Genomic DNA, 18,272 nt, shown 5'->3' with positions numbered 1-18,272 from the left:
CCCCCGGACGGGTGGATCACGGCGCCGCGGCCGCTGCCGCGCGCCGCGTGCGCCGCCGCAGCAGCTCCCGCACGAGGCCCTGACCGGGCGCGAACAGGTAGGCGAGCAGGAACAGCGCGGCCTGGCAGAGCACGATCATGCCGCCGGTGGAGGTGTCCAGGTGGAAGCTCAGGTAGGTGCCCGCGATCCCGCTGCCCACCGAGAGCGCCGAGGCGGTGGCGAGCATCCGGGGGAACCGCCGGGTGAGCAGGAAGGCCGTCGCGCCCGGGGTGATCAGCATCGCCGTCACCAGGATGACCCCGACCGCCTGCAGCGCCACCACGACGGTGAGCGCCAGCATCGTCAGCAGCAGCGCTCCGATCCGCTTCGGCCGCAGCCCGATGGCGTGGGCGTGGGTGGGGTCGAAGGCGTAGAGCGTGAGGTCGCGGCGCCGCAGCAGGGCGATCCCCAGCGTGATGGCGCTGATCACCAGGACCTGCGCGATGTCGCCGTCGGTGACGCCGAGGACGTTGCCGAACAGGATGTGGTTGAGGTCGACCTGGCTGGGGATGCGCGAGATGAGCACCACCCCGAGCGCGAACAGCCCGGTGAACACGACCCCGATCGCCGCGTCCCCCTTGAGCCGGGTCGTCCCCCGCACGGCGCCGATCATGGCCACGGCGAGCCCGCCGAACAGGAACGCGCCGACCGAGAACGGCATCCCGAACACGTACGCCAGCACCACCCCGGGCAGCACCGCGTGCGAGACGGCGTCGCCGAGCAACGACCAGCCGATCAGCGTCACCCAGCAGGAGAGCACCGCGCACACCAGCGCGGCGACCACGCTCACCAGCAGCGCGCGCCGCATGAACCCGAACTGCAGCGGTTCCACCAGCCAGATCAGCAGGTCGTTCACCGGACTCCTCCCGGAACGCCGAAGGTGCGGGCGAGGACGTCCGGGGCGAGCACCTCGTCGACGGGACCGTGCGCGAGCACCCGCTGGTGCAGCAGCACCGCCTCGTCGCAGAGCGCGGGCGCTCCGGCGAGGTCGTGCGTGGAGATCAGGATCGTGCGGCCCTCGTCCCGCAGCTCGCGGAGCAGCTCGATGATCATCGCCTCGGATCCCTTGTCGACCCCGGCGAACGGCTCGTCGAGCAGCAGCAGCTCCGCTTCCTGCGCGATGCCCCTGGCCACGAACGCGCGCTTGCGCTGGCCGCCGGACAGCGCGCCGATCGGGTTGCGGGCCAGCGCGGTCAGGCCGACCCGCTCCAGCGCGTCGGCCGCCGCCCGCCGGTCCGCGCTCCGGGCCCTGCGGGTGAGCCCCATCCGGCCGTAGCGGCCCATCAGCACGACGTCCGCGACGGTCACCGGGAAGGTCCAGTCGACCGCCTCCGACTGCGGGACGTACGCGATCAAGCCCTCCGCCCGCGCCCGCCTCGGATCGCGGCCGAGCAGGTCGATCTCGCCCCGGTCCGGGCGAACCAGCCCCATCAGCGCCTTGAACAGCGTCGACTTGCCCGATCCGTTGACCCCGAGCAGCCCGCAGACCCGGCCGGGCGCGATGTCCAGGGTGACGTCGTCCAGCGCGAGGGCCTCGCGGTAGGAGACGGTGACGTGGCGTGCCCGCACGCTCATCGGCGACCTCCGGTGAGTCCGGTGACGACGGTTTCGGCGTCGTGGCGCAGCAGGTCCAGGTAGGTGGGCACGGGTCCGCCGGCTTCGGACAGCGAGTCCACGTAGAGGGTGCCGCCGAAGCGCGCCCCGGTCTCCTCGGCGACCTGGCGCTGCGCCTTGTCGTTCACGGTCGACTCGCAGAACACCGCCGGGATCCGGCGCTCCTGGACGAACCTCGTGGTGCTCTTGATCTGCTGCGGGGTGCCCTCGGAGTCGCTGTTGACCGGCCACAGGTACGCCTCCTGCAGGCCCGCGTCCCTGGTCAGGTAGGAGAACGCCCCCTCGCAGGTCACCAGGGCCCTGCGCTGCGCGGGAAGCCGGTCCAGCTCGGTGCGCAGGTAGGTCTCGATCTCGTCGAGCCGCCGGGTGTAGTCCTCGGCGTTGGCCCGGAACAGCCCGGCGTGCGCGGGGGAGAGGCGGGTGAGCGCGTCCCGGATGTTCGCCACGTAGATCTTCGCGTTGCGCGGCGACATCCAGGCGTGCGGGTTGACCGCCCCCGGGTGGCCGCCGGCCCGGATCGGGAGCGGGTCGATGCCGGTGCTCAGCGTCACGTGCGGGGCTTCGCTGCGGGCGACGAACTGCGCGAACCAGCTCTCCAGGCCGAGACCGTTGTCCAGGACCAGGTCGGACTTCGCGGCGGTGAGCAGGTCGCTGGGAGTGGGTTCGTAGCCGTGCACCTCGGCGCCCGGCTTGGTGATCGACTCGACGGCGATCGCGTCCCCGGCGACCGCGCGGGTCATGTCGGCGAGCACGGTGAAGGTGGTGACCACCGAGGGCCGCTCGTCCTCGGCCCGGCCGAGACCGGCGCCGCAGCCCGCCAGCAGCGGTGCTCCCGCGGCCAGCGCGGCGAGCACCGCGACCGCTCGGCGCGCCCTCGTGGCGCGCGGATTTCGGCGCACCGGTGAGCGTGGTTTCGGCATGGCGAAACGGTATCCGATGGGAGGAGGACCCGACCAGGGACTCCCGTCGCGGACGTGCCGACGGGAGCGCGCCGCCGCCGTGGGACACTGGGGGACGCTATGCCGACTTCACTGCCGCTGGTCTTCGACGCGCCCAAGCGCGGTATGCCTCCCCGCCACCTCGCCGACCTCTCGGCCGAGGAACGCCGCGCCGCCGTGGGCGAGCTGGGCGAGAAGCCGTTCCGCGCGAAGCAGCTCGCGCACCACTACTTCGGCAGGCTCAACGCCGACGTCGAGTCGATGACCGACATCCCCGCCGCGAGCCGGGCCAAGCTCGGCGCCGACCTGCTGCCCACGCTGCTGAGCCAGGTCCGCACGCTGGACACCGACGAGGGCACGACTCGCAAGACGCTGTGGCGCGCGCACGACGGCACGCTGATCGAGAGCGTCCTCATGCGCTACACCGATCGCGCCACCGTCTGCATCTCCAGCCAGGCCGGTTGCGGCATGGCCTGCCCGTTCTGCGCCACCGGCCAGGGCGGCCTGCAGCGGAACCTGTCCACCGCGGAGATCGTGGACCAGGTGCGCACGGCGGCCGCGATGATGCGCGACGGCGAGGTCCCCGGCGGGCCCGGGCGGCTGTCCAACGTGGTGTTCATGGGCATGGGCGAGCCGCTGGCGAACTACAAGCGGGTGATCGCGGCGGTGCGGCGGATCTGCGACCCCGCCCCGGACGGCCTCGGCCTCTCGCAGCGCTCGGTCACCGTCTCCACGGTCGGCCTGGTGCCGGCGATCAGGCGGATGACCGCCGAGGACCTGCACGTGACGCTCGCCGTCTCGCTGCACACCCCCGACGACGAGCTGCGCGACACCCTGGTGCCGGTGAACAACCGGTGGAAGGTCTCCGAGGTGCTGGAGGCCGCGCGCGGCTACGCCGACCACACCGGGCGGCGGGTGTCGATCGAGTACGCGCTCATCCGCGACATCAACGACCAGCCGTGGCGCGCCGATCTGCTGGGCAAGCTGCTGCACAAGCACCTCGGCCAGTTCGCGCACGTGAACCTCATCCCGCTGAACCCGACCCCGGGCAGCAAGTGGGACGCCTCCCCGAAGCCGGTGCAGCGCGAGTTCGTGCAGCGCGTCCAGGACGCAGGGGTGCCCTGCACGGTCCGCGACACCCGCGGTCAGGAGATCGCCGCGGCCTGCGGTCAGCTCGCGGCGGAGAGCTGACGGCGCGGCGTCATCAGGACGGATGATCCGCGCGGCCGCGCGCACCGGTGGTGCCCGCGGCCCGGTCGTTGATTCCGCACATACCGGGGTTTCCGTCATGGCGCTCTCCTGACCAGCGCGAACGCTCCTCCCCTGGTGGGGTCGAGGTGGGTCGCGCCGTCCGTGCCGGGCAGCGAGCGGGCCCCGTGCAAGGGGTGTCCATCGACCGTGTGGAGGTCCTGGAATCCGGGCCGCGCGCAGATCATGCTGGGAAGCGTGGTCCCGGTGCCCAGCCGGGACACCGGCCCGGCGCCGACGCCCCCGACCGGTGTCGGGCCTGCCGCGGGCCAGTCGGACAGCGCTCCCTTCCCCTCGCACCGCGCTGTCCGGCTGGCCTCCCACCGCGATGGCGGCTCGGGCGGGGGAACCCGACTTCGAGCTGAGCGGTGGCGTTGCTGCCCGCGTCCCGGCCGGCGCCGTCAGCAGCGCCCCGGGGCGAGCGCGGGAGGTCCCGCGTCAGGGGAGGTCCTGGGGCCAGGAGATCGGGGTGCCCACGGGGTCGCCCAGGGCGGGTTCGGGGGCGGCCGTTCCCCGGGCGTGGATCTCGTCGTCGGTGAGGGCCTCGCGGAGGGCGATGAGGACGCAGAGCTCGTAGGCGGTGCGGTCCACCCGGCCCTGGCGGTCCAGGACCGCGTGCAGCCAGGGGGCGGGAACGATGCCGCGCAGCGGCACCGACCGGCCGTCGAGGTAGCGGCGCTCCGAGCCCCAGCAGCGCGTAGCCTCGCCGACCTGCTCGCCCAGCACGGCCAGCAGCGGCCAACGCGCTCGATCGGAGCACCCGAACTCGAGGACCTCCAGGATCGCCGTCAGCACCTGCCGGTAGTCGGAGGTGAACGCGACGTGCAGCGCGGCACGCGCGGCCCGGCAGCGGTGCTCGTCCACGTCCTGCGGCAGCCAGCCATCGCCCCGCTGCTCCCACCGCTGCCAGCGGCGCCCGCCCGCCGGGGCGGTGGCTCGGCGAATCCGCTCGGCCACGCGCTCCCGCAGCTCGCCGATCAGCGCGAGCAGCACCGCGAGCAGCTCGCGGGTCAGCTCGGCCTGCCTGCACCAGCAGAGGGCGGCCAGCAGCGGCAACCGGGCACCGGGCGACTCGGCGGGCAACCCCGCGAGCGCGCGGTGCCGCCAGCAGTCGACGGTCGCGGCGGGAACCCCGTCGAAGGCGTCCCCCGGGAGCCGCAACGCCCGCAATCGGCCCAGCCGGTCGACCTCGCGGAGCAGCACGGGCAGCAGTTCGGGGGCGGGAGCTCCGGCGACCTCGTCCAGGAACGCCGTCGGCAGCCGCAGCGAGCCCACCGCGCTGAGCCCGTCGAGCTCCCGGCACAGCCCGCGCACGTCGATGCGCGCGGGGGTGCCGAGGAGTTCGTGCGGGATCCGGCCGCGCCCCCGAGCGCTGAGCAGCTCCGCGAGTTCACCCTCCGCGGCCCCCAGTCGCCCCAGGACCAGCCGGTGCAACCGCGGCTCCGGGTAGTGGCCCACGAGGCGCAACGTAGACCTCGCGGGGCAAACCCGTTCGGGCGACCTCCGGAGCAGCGGTGATCATCACCGCAGGTCGCGCAGGGCCTCCGAGCGGCCGAAGAGGTGAACGCCCTCGGAGGACGGTTCAGTCCGGGCAAGTTCCAGCAAGAATCGCCCGAACGGGGTCAGCGGCGCAGGCGGGAGCGCCGACGCAGGTCGGCCAGCAGGCCGACGGCGACGATCGCGGCGATGCCGATCAGCCAGAGGTCTTCCAGCTTGAAGGTGTCACCGCCGCTGAGGATCCCGTGGTGATTGCCCACGAGCATGATCAGCAGCGCGAACACGGTGAACCAGCCGGCGATCTGGGTGGCCTTGGGGAAGCCGCCGTGCCAGCCCCAGTCGACGGACGGCTCCTCCGCCGCATCGGCCTGGCCGGACTTGGTCTGCAGTTCCGTGCTCGCCACGTAACCCTCCTGCACCGCAACCGGCCACCGGGTCGGTTGGACCTGCTCCTGGACGCGGCCCGTGCCACGTGTAGTGCATCTTCGCATATGGGCGCGGCAGCTCCGGTGGACCCGGGTGGCCCGGTGGGGTGCCGACGAAAAGCCGCGGAACGGGATCACCCGTTCCGCGGCTTCCTGGGAGTGGACCTGGGGCCTGTCAGCCCCTCTTGGCGGCCTTGCCGGTCCGGCCGACGATCAGCCGGTAGATGCCGAGCACGATCACCGCACCGATGATGGCCAGCAACCAGGTGCGCCACGACCAGAAGCTCTCGAGTCCGACGTTGAACACCCAGTTCCCGATCAGGCCGCCCACGAAAGCCCCGACCACGCCGAGCAGCAAGGTGACGAGGATCCCGCCCGGATCCTTGCCCGGCATGATCAACTTTGCGATGGCGCCCACGATGAGTCCGAGAACGATCCATCCGATGATGCCCATGGCGCGACCCCTTCCTGCCTGGTGAGCTGGACGCCGAACCAGCGGGAGCCCCTGGTTCGGGCGCCCCGTGCCCGAGGCTTCCCCCTCGATCGTGACGCCAATCGCGTCTTCGCGCACCGCGAGCGACCGCCGACCACCTGGGTCGGGGAGAATGGCGGTGATGGACACCGCGACCCCCGCCTCGAGCGCGCACCCCGAGTCCCCCGTTCCCGGCTCCCCGCGCCGCGTGCTGATCCTCGGTTCCACCGGGTCGATCGGCACCCAGGCGCTCGACGTGATCCGCGACAACCCCGGCCGGTTCGAGGTCGTGGGCCTGGCCGCGGGCGGCAGCGATCCGGCGGCGCTGGCGGCGCAGGCGCTGGAGTTCCAGGTCGGTGCGGTCGCGGTCGCCAAGGACGAGGCCGTCGAGCAGGTGCGCGGCGCGCTGCGCGCGGAGGCCGAACGCCTCGGGCGCGCCGACCGCGCGCTGCCGGAACTGCTGGCCGGGGCCGACGCGGTGACCGAGCTGGTGCGGCGGGAACCGGCCGACGTGGTGCTCAACGCGGTCGACGGATCCCGCGGCCTCAAGCCCACGCTGGCCGCGCTGGAGTCCGGTGCGACCCTCGCGCTGGCCAACAAGGAGTCGCTGGTCGCGGGCGGCTCGCTGGTGCTGCGCGCGGCGAAGCCGGGGCAGATCGTGCCGGTGGACTCCGAGCACTCCGCGCTCGCCCAGTGCCTCGCGGGCGGCAAGGCCGCCGAGGTCGACCGGCTGGTGCTCACCGCCTCCGGCGGCCCGTTCCGCGGCCGCGAGCGGCACGAGCTGGAGGGCGTGACGCTGGAGGAGGCGCTCCGGCACCCGACCTGGGCGATGGGCACCGTCGTCACGATCAACTCGGCGACCCTGGTGAACAAGGGGCTGGAGCTGATCGAGGCGCGGCTGCTGTTCGACGTGGACTACGACAGCATCGACGTGGTGGTGCACCCGCAGTCGATCGTGCACTCCATGGTCACCTTCGTCGACGGGTCCACGCTCGCGCAGGCCAGCCCGCCGAACATGCGGTTGCCGATCGCGCTGGGGCTGGACTGGCCGCACCGGATCGCGAAGGCCGCGCCGCCGCTGTCGTTCACCGAGGCGTCCTCGTGGACCTTCGAACCGCTCGACGACGAGGCCTTCCCCGCGGTGTCGCTGGCCCGCCACGCCGGGTCCACCGGTGGCTGCCTGCCCGCGATCTTCAACGCCGCGAACGAGGAGGCGCTGGCCGCCTTCGTCGAAGGGAGCAGCGGCTTCACCGGGATCGTGCAGACTGTGGAGCGAACCCTCGCCGCCGCCGACCAGTGGCGCGGCGAACCGCGGAGCGTGGACGAGGTCTTCGCAGCAGAGGAGTGGGCGCGAGTGAAATCCCGCGAGCTCGTCGCGGCCGGGAAGGGGCAGTGATGCTCGTCGTCATCGGCATCGTCCTGTTCTTCGCCGGGCTGCTGCTGTCCATCGCGTGGCACGAGCTGGGCCACCTGCTCACCGCGAAGCTGTTCGGCGTCAAGGTCACTCAGTACATGGTCGGCTTCGGTCGCACCGTGTGGTCCCGCAAGACGGGGGAGACCGAGTACGGGCTGAAGATGATCCCCTTCGGCGGCTACATCCGGATGATCGGCATGTTCCCGCCGAAGAGGGACGAGGAGTACGGGCGCACGGCCTCCTCCGCGCCGTGGCGGGTGATGATCGAGGACGCCCGCGAGGCGGCGGCCGAGGAAGTCGTGCCCGCCGACGCGCACCGGCAGTTCTACCAGCGCAAGCCGTGGAAGCGGATCATCGTGATGGCCGCCGGGCCGTTCATGAACCTGATCCTCGCGGTGCTCATCTTCGCCGGGATCCTGATGGGGTACGGAACCCCGCAGCCGACCACCACGGTCGCCTCGATCAGCGAGTGCGTGGTCCCCGCCGATGCCAAGGACACCAGCAGCTGCCCGGCGGGCGCGCCGCCCTCGCCCGCCGCGGCCGCCGGCTTCGAGCCCGGCGACAAGATCGTCGAGTTCAACGGGAAGCCCTACGACTCCTGGACCGACCTGCAGCTGGCCATCCGCGGCTCGCAGGGCTCGGTGCCGGTCGTGGTGGAGCGCGACGGGCAGCGGCAGACCCTGCGGGCCGACCTCATCCAGGACGAGCGGCCCTCGCTGCGGAACCCGGACCGGACCGAGGTGGTCGGCTTCCTCGGGCTGTCCCCGGACCAGGTCCTGGTCCGCCAGGACATCGGGGGCGTGGCGAGCACCATCGGCGGCTTCGTCAGCCTCACCGCGCAGAAGATCGTGGAACTGCCGCAGCGGGTGCCGGACCTGATCTCGGCGATCGGCGGTCAGGAGCGGTCGGCGGACTCGCCGGTGGGCATCGTGGGCGCCAGCCGCATCGGCGGCGAGGTGCTGTCCATGGACGACGTGTCGGTGGCGAACCGGCTGATCACCATGCTCAACCTGCTGGCGGCGGTGAACCTCTCGCTGTTCGTGATGAACATGCTGCCGATCCTGCCGCTGGACGGCGGGCACATCGCCGGTGCGCTGTGGGAGTCGCTGCGCCGCGGCTTCGCGAAGCTCGTGCGCAGGCCGGACCCGGGGCCGTTCGACACGGCGCGGCTGATGCCGCTGGCCTACGGGGTGACGCTGGTGTTCATCGCGTACTCGCTGCTGGTGCTCGTCGCCGACGTCGTGAACCCGGTGACGCTGCTCTAGCGCGGCGGGTTCGCGCGCGGTTCGCTTCGGAGCGACGAGGTGACTCGCTCGGCCGGTTTCCCCCGCTGATCACGGTCGGTGATCTCGCCTGCGCCGAACCTTGGCCTTTCGGGTGAGCGGCTATCGGTATCGTGGGTTCGGGAACGGCGCGCGACGGATGGGCGGGAGGCCGGTCCGGAGCGCACCGGGCAGCGGGTTCCGCCGCGCTGTCCGCGTTCGCCGGGGCGCGTGCGCATCGCTCGCCCCGCAGGCACTCGTCAGCGCACCCGCGCAGCGCAAAGGTGGAGAGGAATCGATGACCGTCGATCTGGGGATGCCCGCAGCACCCGCCCCGACACTGGGCGAACGACGCAAGACCCGTCAGTTGCAGGTCGGGCCGGTCGGGGTGGGCAGCGACCACCCGATCTCGGTGCAGAGCATGACCACCACCAACACGGCCGACATCAACGGCACGCTGCAGCAGATCGCGGAGCTCACCGCGGCGGGCTGCGACATCGTCCGGGTGGCCTGCCCGAGCGCCGACGACGCCGAGGCGCTGCCCGCGATCGCGAAGAAGTCGCAGATCCCGGTGATCGCCGACATCCACTTCCAGCCGAAGTACGTCTTCGCCGCGATCGAGGCGGGCTGCGCGGCGGTGCGGGTCAACCCCGGCAACATCCGCAAGTTCGACGACCAGGTCAAGGAGATCGCGCAGGCCGCCAAGGACCACGGCACGCCGATCCGGATCGGCGTCAACGCCGGCTCGCTGGACCCGCGCCTGATGAAGAAGTACGGCAAGGCGGTGCCGGAGGCGCTGGCCGAGTCGGCGTTGTGGGAGGCGAGCCTGTTCGCCGAGCACGACTTCCACGACATCAAGATCTCGGTCAAGCACAACGACCCCGTCGTGATGGTGCGGGCCTACGAGCTCCTGGCCGAGCAGTGCGACTACCCGCTGCACCTGGGCGTGACCGAGGCCGGTCCGGCCTTCCAGGGCACGATCAAGTCGGCGGTGGCCTTCGGCTCGCTGCTGCGCCAGGGCATCGGTGACACGATCCGCGTCTCGCTCTCGGCGCCGCCGGTCGAGGAGATCAAGGTCGGCACCCAGATCCTGCAGTCGCTGAACCTGCGCCCGCGCAAGCTGGAGATCGTCTCCTGCCCGTCCTGCGGTCGCGCCCAGGTGGACGTCTACACGCTGGCCGAGGAGGTCACGGCGGGCCTGGAGGGCATGGAGGTGCCGCTGCGCGTCGCGGTCATGGGCTGCGTCGTCAACGGCCCGGGAGAGGCCCGCGAGGCCGACCTCGGCGTCGCCTCCGGAAACGGCAAGGGGCAGATCTTCGTGAAGGGCGAGGTCATCAAGACCGTGCCCGAGGCCAAGATCGTGGAGACCCTGATCGAGGAGGCCATGCGCATCGCGGAGACCATGGAGGCTCCCGAAGCCGAGGGCGAGGGCAGTCCGGTCGTCACCGTCGGCTGACCGGGTCCCGGAACCGCGCCGGGTGTTGCGGACCGTCAGGGAGGCCGGCGAGGGCGGTCGCGTCATCCGGCCATTCGGGTGATACCCGGACGGATTGACCTGCACACGCCGGGTAGGCGACCCCGCGGTCCGCGCGGTCTGGCAGTCTTGTCCCGTGCTGAAGCTCGTCGGTGCCCGCCTCCTGGAGGAGCGGGACGCTGCGCAGGTGCGCGCCGCGCTGGCCAGGGACCCCGTGGCCGCCTGCATGGTCGCCTCCCGGGTGGAGGCCGCGGGGCTGCGGCCCGGCCGCCTCGGCGGCGAGGTCTGGGGCTTCGGGGGCAAGCTCGACGGGCTCTGCTTCTCCGGCGTGAACCTCATCCCGCTCACCGGCGGACCGGACGCGATGCGCGCGTTCGCCGAGCGCGCGCTGCGCCGCCGCCGGGCCTGCTCCTCCCTGGTCGGTCCCGCCGAACAGGTGCTGCCGCTGTGGGACGAGCTCGTCGGCGAGTGGGGTCCCGCGCGCGAGGTGCGCGAGGACCAGCCGCTCATGGTGCTGACCGGTGAGCCGGCGGTCCCCCCGGACCCGCTGGTCCGCCAGGTGCGTCCCGAGGAGCTGGACCGCTACCTCCCCGCCGCGATCGCCATGTTCACCGAGGAGGTCGGCATCGACCCCTCCCGCGACGGCGGTGCCGCCGGGTACCGCGCCCGCGTCGCGGAGCTGATCGCCAGCGGCCGGGCGTTCGCCCGGTTCGAACACGGCGAGGTCGTGTTCAAGGCCGAGATCGGCGCGATGTCCAGCACCGTCGGCCAGATCCAGGGCGTGTGGGTGCACCCGGACAAGCGCAGCTCCGGGCTCGGCACCATCGGCACCGCCGCCGTCGCGGACCGGCTGGTGCGGGGCCTCGGGCGGGCGGCGAGCCTCTACGTCAACGGCTTCAACGTCGCGGCCCGGGTCGCCTACGGCAAGGTCGGCTTCCAGCAGCTGGGCACCTTCAGCACGGTCCTGTTCTGATCCGCGGGCCCTGCTGAGCCGTCGCGCCGCGACCCGGCGGGTCGGGTGGCGGCAACCGCCGCGCGCTCCCGCTTCCCCGCACCCGTGCGGCTGCTCCGGGCGGGGAGACGGCTGGCGGGACCCGCGGGGCGAACGGGTGGGCGGTACGGGGTGTCGGTCGGCTTCGGCATACTTCGGCGGGTGCGTTCCTCACGGATCTTCCCCCGGCCGGGTTCGCGGGCGAGGGTGCTCGCCGCGTTCACCGGACTGGCGCTGACCCTTCCCCTCTCGGGCTGCGGCCTGTTCGATTCCGGGCCGTCCGCCCGGGAGGTCGCCACGTCCTTCCTGGACACCTACGCCGCCGGTGACTCGGCGGGAGCCGCGGGCCGGACCGACGCGCCGGAGCAGGCCAGGCAGGCCCTGGACGCCGCGCGCCGGAGCCTCGCCCCGCAAGCGGTGCGCTTCGCCGTCGGCGATGTCGCCGAGGACGAGGGGGGCGCCCCGGCGCGGGCCACCTTCGACGCGAACTGGGACCTCGGCGACGGCCGCGCCTGGCAGTACCGGGGCGCGGTGGAGCTGACCGAGACCGACGAGGGCTGGAAGGTGCACTGGGACCCGTCGGTGCTGCACCCGGAGCTGGAGCCGGGCCAGCACCTCGTGCTGGAGGAGCAGCGCCCGCAGCTGCTGCCGGTGCTGGACCGCGAGGGCACCGAGCTGCTGCACCCGGAGCAGATCGTCACCGTGAGCCTCGACCCGCAGCAGGCCGGGGACCTGCCGGACGTGGCCTCCCGGCTGGCCGAGGGCCTGGCGCCGGTGGATCCGGAGATCACCCAGCGGACGATCCTGGACGGCGTGGGCCGCACTCCGCCGGGTCAGCCGTACGCGGTGGTCTCGCTGCGGCAGGACGACTACGACCGGGTGCGCCCGGCGATCTACGACCTGCCGGGGGTGCGCTTCCCGGCGCAGGCGAAGCTGGTGGCCGCCGAGCGCGGGTACGCCTCGCGGGTGTTGTCCGGGGTCGTCGGCGAGGTGGACGAGCAGGTCGCGGCGAACTCCGGCTGGCGCGTGGTGACCGCCGACGACGCCGGGACGGTGGGGCAGGTCCTGCGGGACGAGCCCGCCCGCCCGCTGCGACAGGCGCGGACCACGCTCAGCGACCGCACCCAGCGGGCCGCGGAGAAGGCCGTCGAGGACGTCCCGCAGGCCGCCATGGTGGTGGCGCTGCAACCCTCCAGCGGCGACGTGCTCGCCGTGGCGCAGAACGACCCGGCGGACGCCCAGGGCGCCCCGGCGCTGACCGGGCAGTTCCCGCCCGGGTCCACCTTCAAGATCGCTACCGCGGCGGCGGGCCTGGAGGCGGGCGCGGTGACCCTGGACGGCCCGGTGGAGTGCCCGGCCAGCAAGGTCTTCGACGGCCGCACCGTGCCCAACGACAAGGACTTCGACCTGGGTGTGGTGCCGCTGCGCACGGCGTTCGCGAAGTCCTGCAACACGACCTTCGCGCAGCTGGCCGTGGACCTGCCCGCGCAGGCGCTCACGGACGCGGCCCGGCAGCTCGGCGTCGGCGTCGACTTCGACGTCCCCGGGATGATCACGATCACCGGGCAGGCTCCGCCCGGGGAGACCACGACGGCCCGCGCGGCGAACGGCTTCGGGCAGGGAAAGGTGCTGGCCAGCCCGTTCGGGATGGCGCTGGCCTCGGCGACCGTGGCCCGCGGCTCGATGCCCACCCCCCGGCTGTTCGAGGGCGCGGAGACGAAGGCCGACTCGCAGGTGGCCCCCCTGTCCCCGAAGGTGCTGGACCAGTTGCGGCCGATGATGCGCGAGGTCGTGCTGTCCGGGACCGCGACCGGGGTCGCCGGGGCGGGCGAGGTCGCGGGCAAGACCGGGACAGCGCAGTTCGGCGACGGCACCCACTCGCACGGCTGGTTCGTCGGCTACCGGGGCGATCTGGCCTTCGCCGTGCTGCTGGAGGACGCGGGCGAGTCGAAGCCCGCCGTCGCCGTCGCCCGGCGGTTCCTGTCGAACGTCCCGTGAGGCGTCCGCGCCGGCGGGCCCGGTCGTCCCGGGCCCGCCGGCCGGTGCCTGAACAGCGGTGACGGGATCCGCTCCGGTGCGGGGCGGGGCGCGGCCGGGGGCGGGCGGCACGTTCTAGAGTGAGCACATGCCCGTACGCGCACCGTTGCAGCCAGGAGTCCAGACGCCCCGCCGGCCGGTGCCGGTGACGATCGAGCGGCCCGAGTACGTCGACAAGCCCGCGCCCCGGCGCAACGCGGACCCCGACGTGCAGCCTCCCGAGGTGATCGAGGCGATGCGGGTGGCCGGGCGGATCGCGGCGCAGGCCCTGGAGCTCGCGGGCAAGACGATCGAGCCGGGAGTGACCACCGACCGCATCGACGAGGTGGTGCACGAGTTCTTCCTGGACCACGGCGCCTACCCGTCGACGCTGGGCTACCGGGGTTTCCCGAAGTCCTGCTGCACCTCGCTCAACGAGGTCATCTGCCACGGCATCCCGGACTCGACGGTGATCGAGGACGGCGACATCGTCAACGTGGACGTCACCGGGTTCATCGGCGGCGTGCACGGCGACACCAACGCCACCTTCATCGCGGGCGAGGCGTCCGAGGAGGTGCGGCTGCTGGTGGAGCGCACTCACGAGGCGACGATGCGCGGCATCAAGGCGGCGAAGCCGGGGCGGCAGCTCAACGTGGTGGGCCGGGTCATCGAGTCCTACGCGAAGCGCTTCGGCTACGGGGTGGTGCGGGACTTCACCGGGCACGGCATCGGCCGCTCGTTCCACTCCGGGCTGGTGGTGCTGCACTACGACGAGCCGTCGGTGCAGACCGTGCTGGAGCCGGGCATGACCTTCACCATCGAGCCGATGATCACGCTGGGCACCCACGAGTACGACATGTGGGAGGACGGCTGGACCGTCACCACGCAGGACAAGTCGTGGACCGCGCAGTTCGAGCACACCATCCTGATCACCGAGGACGGCAACGAGATCCTCACCCGGCCGTGAGCGGTCTGCTCGTCGCGGGCACGACCTCGGACGCGGGCAAGAGCGTGCTGGTCGCCGGGATCTGCCGCTGGCTGGCGCGCTCCGGGGTGCGGGTGGCGCCGTTCAAGGCGCAGAACATGTCGAACAACTCCGTCGTCTGCGCGGACGGCGGGGAGATCGGCCGCGCGCAGGCCGTGCAGGCGGCGGCCTGCGGGCTGGCGCCCTCGGTGCGGTTCAACCCGGTGCTGCTCAAGCCCGGCGGGGACCGGAGTTCGCAGGTCGTCGTGCTGGGCGAGGTCGCGGGGGAGGTCACCGCGCTGTCCTACCGGGACCGCAAGGCCGCGCTGCTGGAGACCGTGGCGAGCACGTTCGAGGGGCTGCGCGAGGACTACGACCAGGTGATCTGCGAGGGCGCCGGGTCTCCGGCGGAGATCAACCTGCGAGCCACCGACATCGCGAACATGGGCTTGGCGCAGGCCGCGCGGCTACCGGTGCTGGTGGTCGGCGACATCGACCGGGGCGGGGTGTTCGCCGCGCTCTACGGGACGCTGGCGCTGCTGGACGCGGCCGATCAGGCGCTGGTGTCCGGCTTCGTGATCAACAAGTTCCGGGGTGACCCGGCGCTGCTGACCTCGGGGCTGGAGCAGGTCCGCGCGCTCACCGGGCGCTCGGTGCTGGGCGTGCTGCCCTGGTCGGACGAGCTGTGGCTCGACGCCGAGGACTCGCTGTCCTACGTCGCGGACGGTGTGGTCGGCAGTCCGGCGCCGCCGCGCGGGCAGCAGTGGCTGCGGGTCGCGGTGCCGAAGCTGCCGCGGATCTCCAACGCGACCGACATCGAGGCGCTGGCCGCCGAGCCCGGGGTCGCGGTGCGGTTCGTGACCGAGCCGTCCCGGCTGACGGACGCCGATCTGGTGGTGCTGCCCGGTTCGAAGGCGACCGTGCAGGACCTGGCCTGGCTGCACCGCACCGGGCTGGCCGACGCGGTGCTCGCGCACGCGCGGGCGGGCCTGCCGGTGTTCGGGATCTGCGGCGGGTTCCAGATGCTGACCCGGCGGATCACCGACGAGGTGGAGTCCGGCGGCGGCGTGGTGGACGGTCTCGGCCTGCTCGACCTGGAGATCGAGTTCGCCGCCGCCAAGACGCTGCGGACGCCGCGCGGCACCGCCCTCGGCGCCGAGGTCACCGGCTACGAGATCCACCACGGGCAACCGGTGCGGCCGGGCGACTCGCTGCGACCGCTGATCGAGGCGGAGTCCGGACCGGAGGGCGCGGTGCGCGAGGCGGTGGCGGGCACGCACTGGCACGGGTTGTTCGAGAACGACGGGTTCCGCCGCCGGTTCCTCGCGGAGGTCGCGGAACGGGCGGGCCGGGACGGCTTCGAGGCCGCTCCGGACGTCTCGTTCGCGGCGCTGCGGGAGCAGCAGCTGGACCTGCTGGGCGACCTCGTGGAGCAGCACCTGGACACCGGTGCGCTGCGGCGGTTGCTCGATCGCGATGCTCCCGGCGGGATGCCGGTGATCGGACCCGCCGCGGTGCGAGCCGGGGAGCTGCCCGGGTAGCCTCGGGGGCATGGCGACAGAGATCTCCGCTGACGACGCCCAGGACCGGCTCCCGGAGCTGCTCGACCGGGTCGAGGGCGGGGAGGAGATCGTCATCACCCGGTTCGGCGTCCCCTCGGCGACGTTGCGACCAGCCGCCGACGGCGGCCGGTCCCGCACCGTGATGGCCGGGGTCGTCGCGGGGGCGTGGATCCCGCCCGTGTCCGACGGCCTGTCCCACCAGGGCGGGTTCGACGTCGGCACCGACTACTCGGTGGGGGACTCCGGCTTCTCCGGCTGAACCTCGATCGCGTCCAGCAGCTCGTCCAGGAACCCGCCCGCCTCGGCGGCGGCCAGCTCGGCCTCGCCGGAGCGCACCGCCTCCAGCAGCGCCGTGTGCGAGACCTGGGTGACCGAACCCGGGTCGAAGGTGGTCGCGACGCTGGACTGCACCGCCTCGCTGATGCCCTCGTAGAGCCCGACCAGCAGCGGGTTGTGCGAAGCGGCGACCAGCCGCAGGTGGAACCGGGTGTCGGCGCTGACGACCGTGCCCCGGTCGAGCCGTTCCACCGCCTCGTCCCGCGCGGTCAGCAGCGTGTCCAGCTCGGCGAGGTCGTCCTCGGTGCGGGCGGCGGCGGCCAGCCGGGCGGCCTCGACCTCCAGGGCCCGGCGCACTTCGAGGATGCGGCGCAGCTCGGAGCCGCAGAGCCTGCGGACGGCCCCGGAGAGCTCGTTGGTGGCGCGGACGAACGTGCCGTCGCCCTGGCGCACCTCCAGCAGGCCCGCGTGCGCGAGCGCCCGCACCGCCTCGCGCACGGTGTTGCGCCCGACGCCGAGCGCGGTGACCAGCTCGGTTTCGGTGGGAATGCGTTCCCCGAGCGGCCACTCGCCCGCGCTCACCAGGGACCGCATCTGCGCGATGACCTGCTCGACCAGACCCGTGCGCTGGGTGGTGACCAAAGGCACTGAAGGGTCCTTTCATCCAAACATCCTATGTTTGCCATACTAGGTGCCGATGTCTGCCGAGTCGCACACCCAGCCCCCGATCGATCGAGTTCCCGCCGACCGTGTGACCGACCAGGATGCCAGCAGGGCGGCCGCGCCGACCCCCGGCACCCTGGCCGACGACGCCTCCGCGCTGGCCGCGGCCGAGGCGTTGGTGAACGAAGGCGCGGCTGAGGCGATCCCGTCCCGCCGCCGCGCCGCGGCCGGTGGCGGGCTGCTCCTCGCGGGCGTCGCGCTCGCGGCGGCGAACATGCGCCCGGCCGTGACCAGCCTCGCCTCGATCCTCGGCGAGGTGCGCGACTCGCTCGGCGCGTCGAGCACCTGGGCGAGCGTCGTGACCTCGGTGCCGACGCTGTGCTTCGGCGTGGCGGGCATCGGCGCCCCGCTGCTGGCGCGCCGGTGGGGGATGAACCGCGTCGTCGGCGCCTCGCTCGCCCTGCTCACCGCCGCGATGGTCGTCCGCGTGCTCGGCGGCCCGGCCACGCTGCTGGCGGGCACGGTGCTGGTGTGCGCGTCGATCGCGATGTGCAACGTGCTGATCCCCGTCGTGGTGAAGGAGTCCTTCCCCGGTCGGGTCGGTCTGGCCACCGGCCTGTACACCACGGCGATGGCCGCCGGTGGTGCCACCGGCTCGGCGATCACGCCGTGGCTGAACTCGGCGTCCGGGAGCTGGCGCTGGTCGCTGGCGACCTGGATGGTCGTGGCGCTCGCCGCGCTGTGCGTCTGGGTGCCCGGTACCCGCAAGCGCCCGGCTTCGACGGCGGTCGGGGCGGTCAAGGGCGAGCGGCGCTCGCTCATGCGCAGCCCGCTGGCCTGGGTGATCACCGCCTACTTCGCGATGCAGTCCACGATCGCCTACGTCGTGATGGGCTGGCTGCCCGAGGTGTTCAAGGGCGCGGGCATGGACGCCACCTCGGCCGGGGCGCTGCTCGGTGTGCTGCTGCTGATCGGGGTGCCGATCAACATGGTGCTGCCGCCGCTGGTGACGCGGACCCGCGGTCAGTCCGGGTGGGCGCTGCTGATGGGCGCGCTCATGTTCGCCGGGTTGCTCGGGCTGCTGCTCGCGCCGCTGAGCGCGCCGGTGCTGTGGGCGGTGCTGATCGGGCTCGGCATGAGCGCGTTCCCGCTGGCGCTGGTGATGATCTCGCTGCGCACCCGCAACGCCGCCGACACCGGGCAGCTCTCGGCGATGTCGCAGAGCATCGGCTACCTCATCGCGGCCTCCGGTCCGTTCCTGTTCGGGATGCTGCACGACGTCACGGCGACCTGGACGTTCTCGATGGTCGCGGCGCTGGTGATCGTCGCGGTGCAGACGGTCCTGGGTGTCGTCGCGGGGCGGCCGCGCACCATCTGAGCCGCCGGAGCCACGGCCCTCCACCCGCGGGTGGGGGGC

The 18,272-nt window shown here is 72.9% G+C and carries 17 protein-coding genes; 10 read left to right on the top strand and 7 right to left on the bottom strand.

Features of this window, described 5'->3' with window-relative positions:
* Positions 1–16: 16 nt before the first annotated feature.
* The 3 genes from ACL03H_RS18805 to ACL03H_RS18795 are packed head-to-tail and all read right to left on the bottom strand — an operon-like array spanning position 17 to position 2,573.
* Positions 17–895 carry a metal ABC transporter permease gene (locus tag ACL03H_RS18805; RefSeq protein ID WP_412812580.1) on the bottom strand — a complete coding sequence of 293 codons (879 nt, stop codon included), beginning with the start codon at positions 893–895 and terminating at the stop codon, positions 17–19.
* Positions 892–1,614: a metal ABC transporter ATP-binding protein gene (locus tag ACL03H_RS18800; RefSeq protein ID WP_412812579.1), complete on the bottom strand. Its 723-nt coding sequence runs from the start codon at positions 1,612–1,614 to the stop codon at positions 892–894. The genes ACL03H_RS18805 and ACL03H_RS18800 overlap by 4 nt, the downstream gene beginning before the upstream one ends.
* Positions 1,611–2,573 carry a metal ABC transporter substrate-binding protein gene (locus tag ACL03H_RS18795; protein ID WP_412812578.1) on the bottom strand — a complete coding sequence of 321 codons (963 nt, stop codon included), beginning with the start codon at positions 2,571–2,573 and terminating at the stop codon, positions 1,611–1,613. Before ACL03H_RS18795 ends, ACL03H_RS18800 begins: the two co-directional genes overlap by 4 nt.
* Before the next feature lie 99 nt (positions 2,574–2,672).
* On the opposite strand from ACL03H_RS18795, the gene rlmN reads away from it, so the two are divergent.
* The gene (rlmN, locus tag ACL03H_RS18790; RefSeq protein ID WP_412812577.1) at positions 2,673–3,782 is read left to right on the top strand and encodes a dual-specificity RNA methyltransferase RlmN; all 1,110 of its coding nucleotides are present in this window, start codon (positions 2,673–2,675) and stop codon (positions 3,780–3,782) included.
* A gap of 495 nt (positions 3,783–4,277) precedes the next feature.
* Here the strand turns inward: rlmN and ACL03H_RS18785 are convergent, their stop codons facing one another.
* From ACL03H_RS18785 to ACL03H_RS18775, 3 genes are all read right to left on the bottom strand, one after another.
* Positions 4,278–5,297, bottom strand: a complete 1,020-nt coding sequence (locus tag ACL03H_RS18785; protein ID WP_412812576.1) for a hypothetical protein — start codon at positions 5,295–5,297, stop codon at positions 4,278–4,280.
* A gap of 164 nt (positions 5,298–5,461) precedes the next feature.
* Entirely contained in the window at positions 5,462–5,740 is a 279-nt protein-coding gene (locus ACL03H_RS18780) for a DUF2631 domain-containing protein (protein WP_412812575.1), read from the bottom strand.
* 196 nt (positions 5,741–5,936) lie between these two features.
* Entirely contained in the window at positions 5,937–6,215 is a 279-nt protein-coding gene (locus tag ACL03H_RS18775; RefSeq protein ID WP_412812643.1) for a GlsB/YeaQ/YmgE family stress response membrane protein, read from the bottom strand.
* 160 nt (positions 6,216–6,375) lie between these two features.
* Between ACL03H_RS18775 and dxr the strand changes: the two genes are divergently transcribed.
* From dxr to ACL03H_RS18735, 8 genes are all read left to right on the top strand, one after another.
* Complete coding sequence (gene dxr / locus ACL03H_RS18770; protein ID WP_412812574.1) at positions 6,376–7,629, top strand: 1-deoxy-D-xylulose-5-phosphate reductoisomerase; 1,254 nt, start codon at positions 6,376–6,378, stop codon at positions 7,627–7,629.
* Positions 7,629–8,912: a M50 family metallopeptidase gene (locus tag ACL03H_RS18765; RefSeq protein ID WP_412812573.1), complete on the top strand. Its 1,284-nt coding sequence runs from the start codon at positions 7,629–7,631 to the stop codon at positions 8,910–8,912. Before dxr ends, ACL03H_RS18765 begins: the two co-directional genes overlap by 1 nt.
* A gap of 295 nt (positions 8,913–9,207) precedes the next feature.
* Positions 9,208–10,365: a flavodoxin-dependent (E)-4-hydroxy-3-methylbut-2-enyl-diphosphate synthase gene (gene ispG, locus ACL03H_RS18760; protein WP_412812572.1), complete on the top strand. Its 1,158-nt coding sequence runs from the start codon at positions 9,208–9,210 to the stop codon at positions 10,363–10,365.
* 154 nt (positions 10,366–10,519) lie between these two features.
* The gene (locus tag ACL03H_RS18755) at positions 10,520–11,356 is read left to right on the top strand and encodes a GNAT family N-acetyltransferase (RefSeq protein ID WP_412812571.1); all 837 of its coding nucleotides are present in this window, start codon (positions 10,520–10,522) and stop codon (positions 11,354–11,356) included.
* A gap of 180 nt (positions 11,357–11,536) precedes the next feature.
* Positions 11,537–13,372 (top strand): penicillin-binding transpeptidase domain-containing protein, encoded by a 1,836-nt coding sequence (locus ACL03H_RS18750; RefSeq protein ID WP_412812570.1) that lies wholly within the window; start codon positions 11,537–11,539, stop codon positions 13,370–13,372.
* Positions 13,373–13,499: 127 nt separating this feature from the next.
* Positions 13,500–14,357 carry a type I methionyl aminopeptidase gene (gene map / locus ACL03H_RS18745; protein WP_412812569.1) on the top strand — a complete coding sequence of 286 codons (858 nt, stop codon included), beginning with the start codon at positions 13,500–13,502 and terminating at the stop codon, positions 14,355–14,357.
* Positions 14,354–15,895, top strand: a complete 1,542-nt coding sequence (locus tag ACL03H_RS18740; protein WP_412812568.1) for a cobyric acid synthase — start codon at positions 14,354–14,356, stop codon at positions 15,893–15,895. Before map ends, ACL03H_RS18740 begins: the two co-directional genes overlap by 4 nt.
* 10 nt (positions 15,896–15,905) lie before the next feature.
* A complete protein-coding gene (locus tag ACL03H_RS18735; protein WP_412812567.1) occupies positions 15,906–16,175 on the top strand; it encodes a type II toxin-antitoxin system Phd/YefM family antitoxin in 270 nt (89 codons plus the stop codon).
* Here the strand turns inward: ACL03H_RS18735 and ACL03H_RS18730 are convergent.
* A complete protein-coding gene (locus tag ACL03H_RS18730; RefSeq protein ID WP_412812566.1) occupies positions 16,142–16,840 on the bottom strand; it encodes a FadR/GntR family transcriptional regulator in 699 nt (232 codons plus the stop codon). The genes ACL03H_RS18735 and ACL03H_RS18730 overlap by 34 nt on opposite strands.
* Positions 16,841–16,943: 103 nt before the next feature.
* Here ACL03H_RS18730 and ACL03H_RS18725 point away from each other — a divergent pair, with 103 nt between their 5' ends.
* Entirely contained in the window at positions 16,944–18,233 is a 1,290-nt protein-coding gene (locus ACL03H_RS18725) for a CynX/NimT family MFS transporter (protein WP_412812565.1), read from the top strand.
* The last annotated feature ends 39 nt before the right edge of the window (positions 18,234–18,272 follow it).

Source organism: Saccharopolyspora antibiotica, from assembly GCF_047200635.1.
Lineage (GTDB): Bacteria > Actinomycetota > Actinomycetes > Mycobacteriales > Pseudonocardiaceae > Saccharopolyspora_C.
The sequence above is the reverse complement of the archived record's forward strand: the minus strand, read 5'-3'. Positions and strand labels throughout refer to the sequence as shown.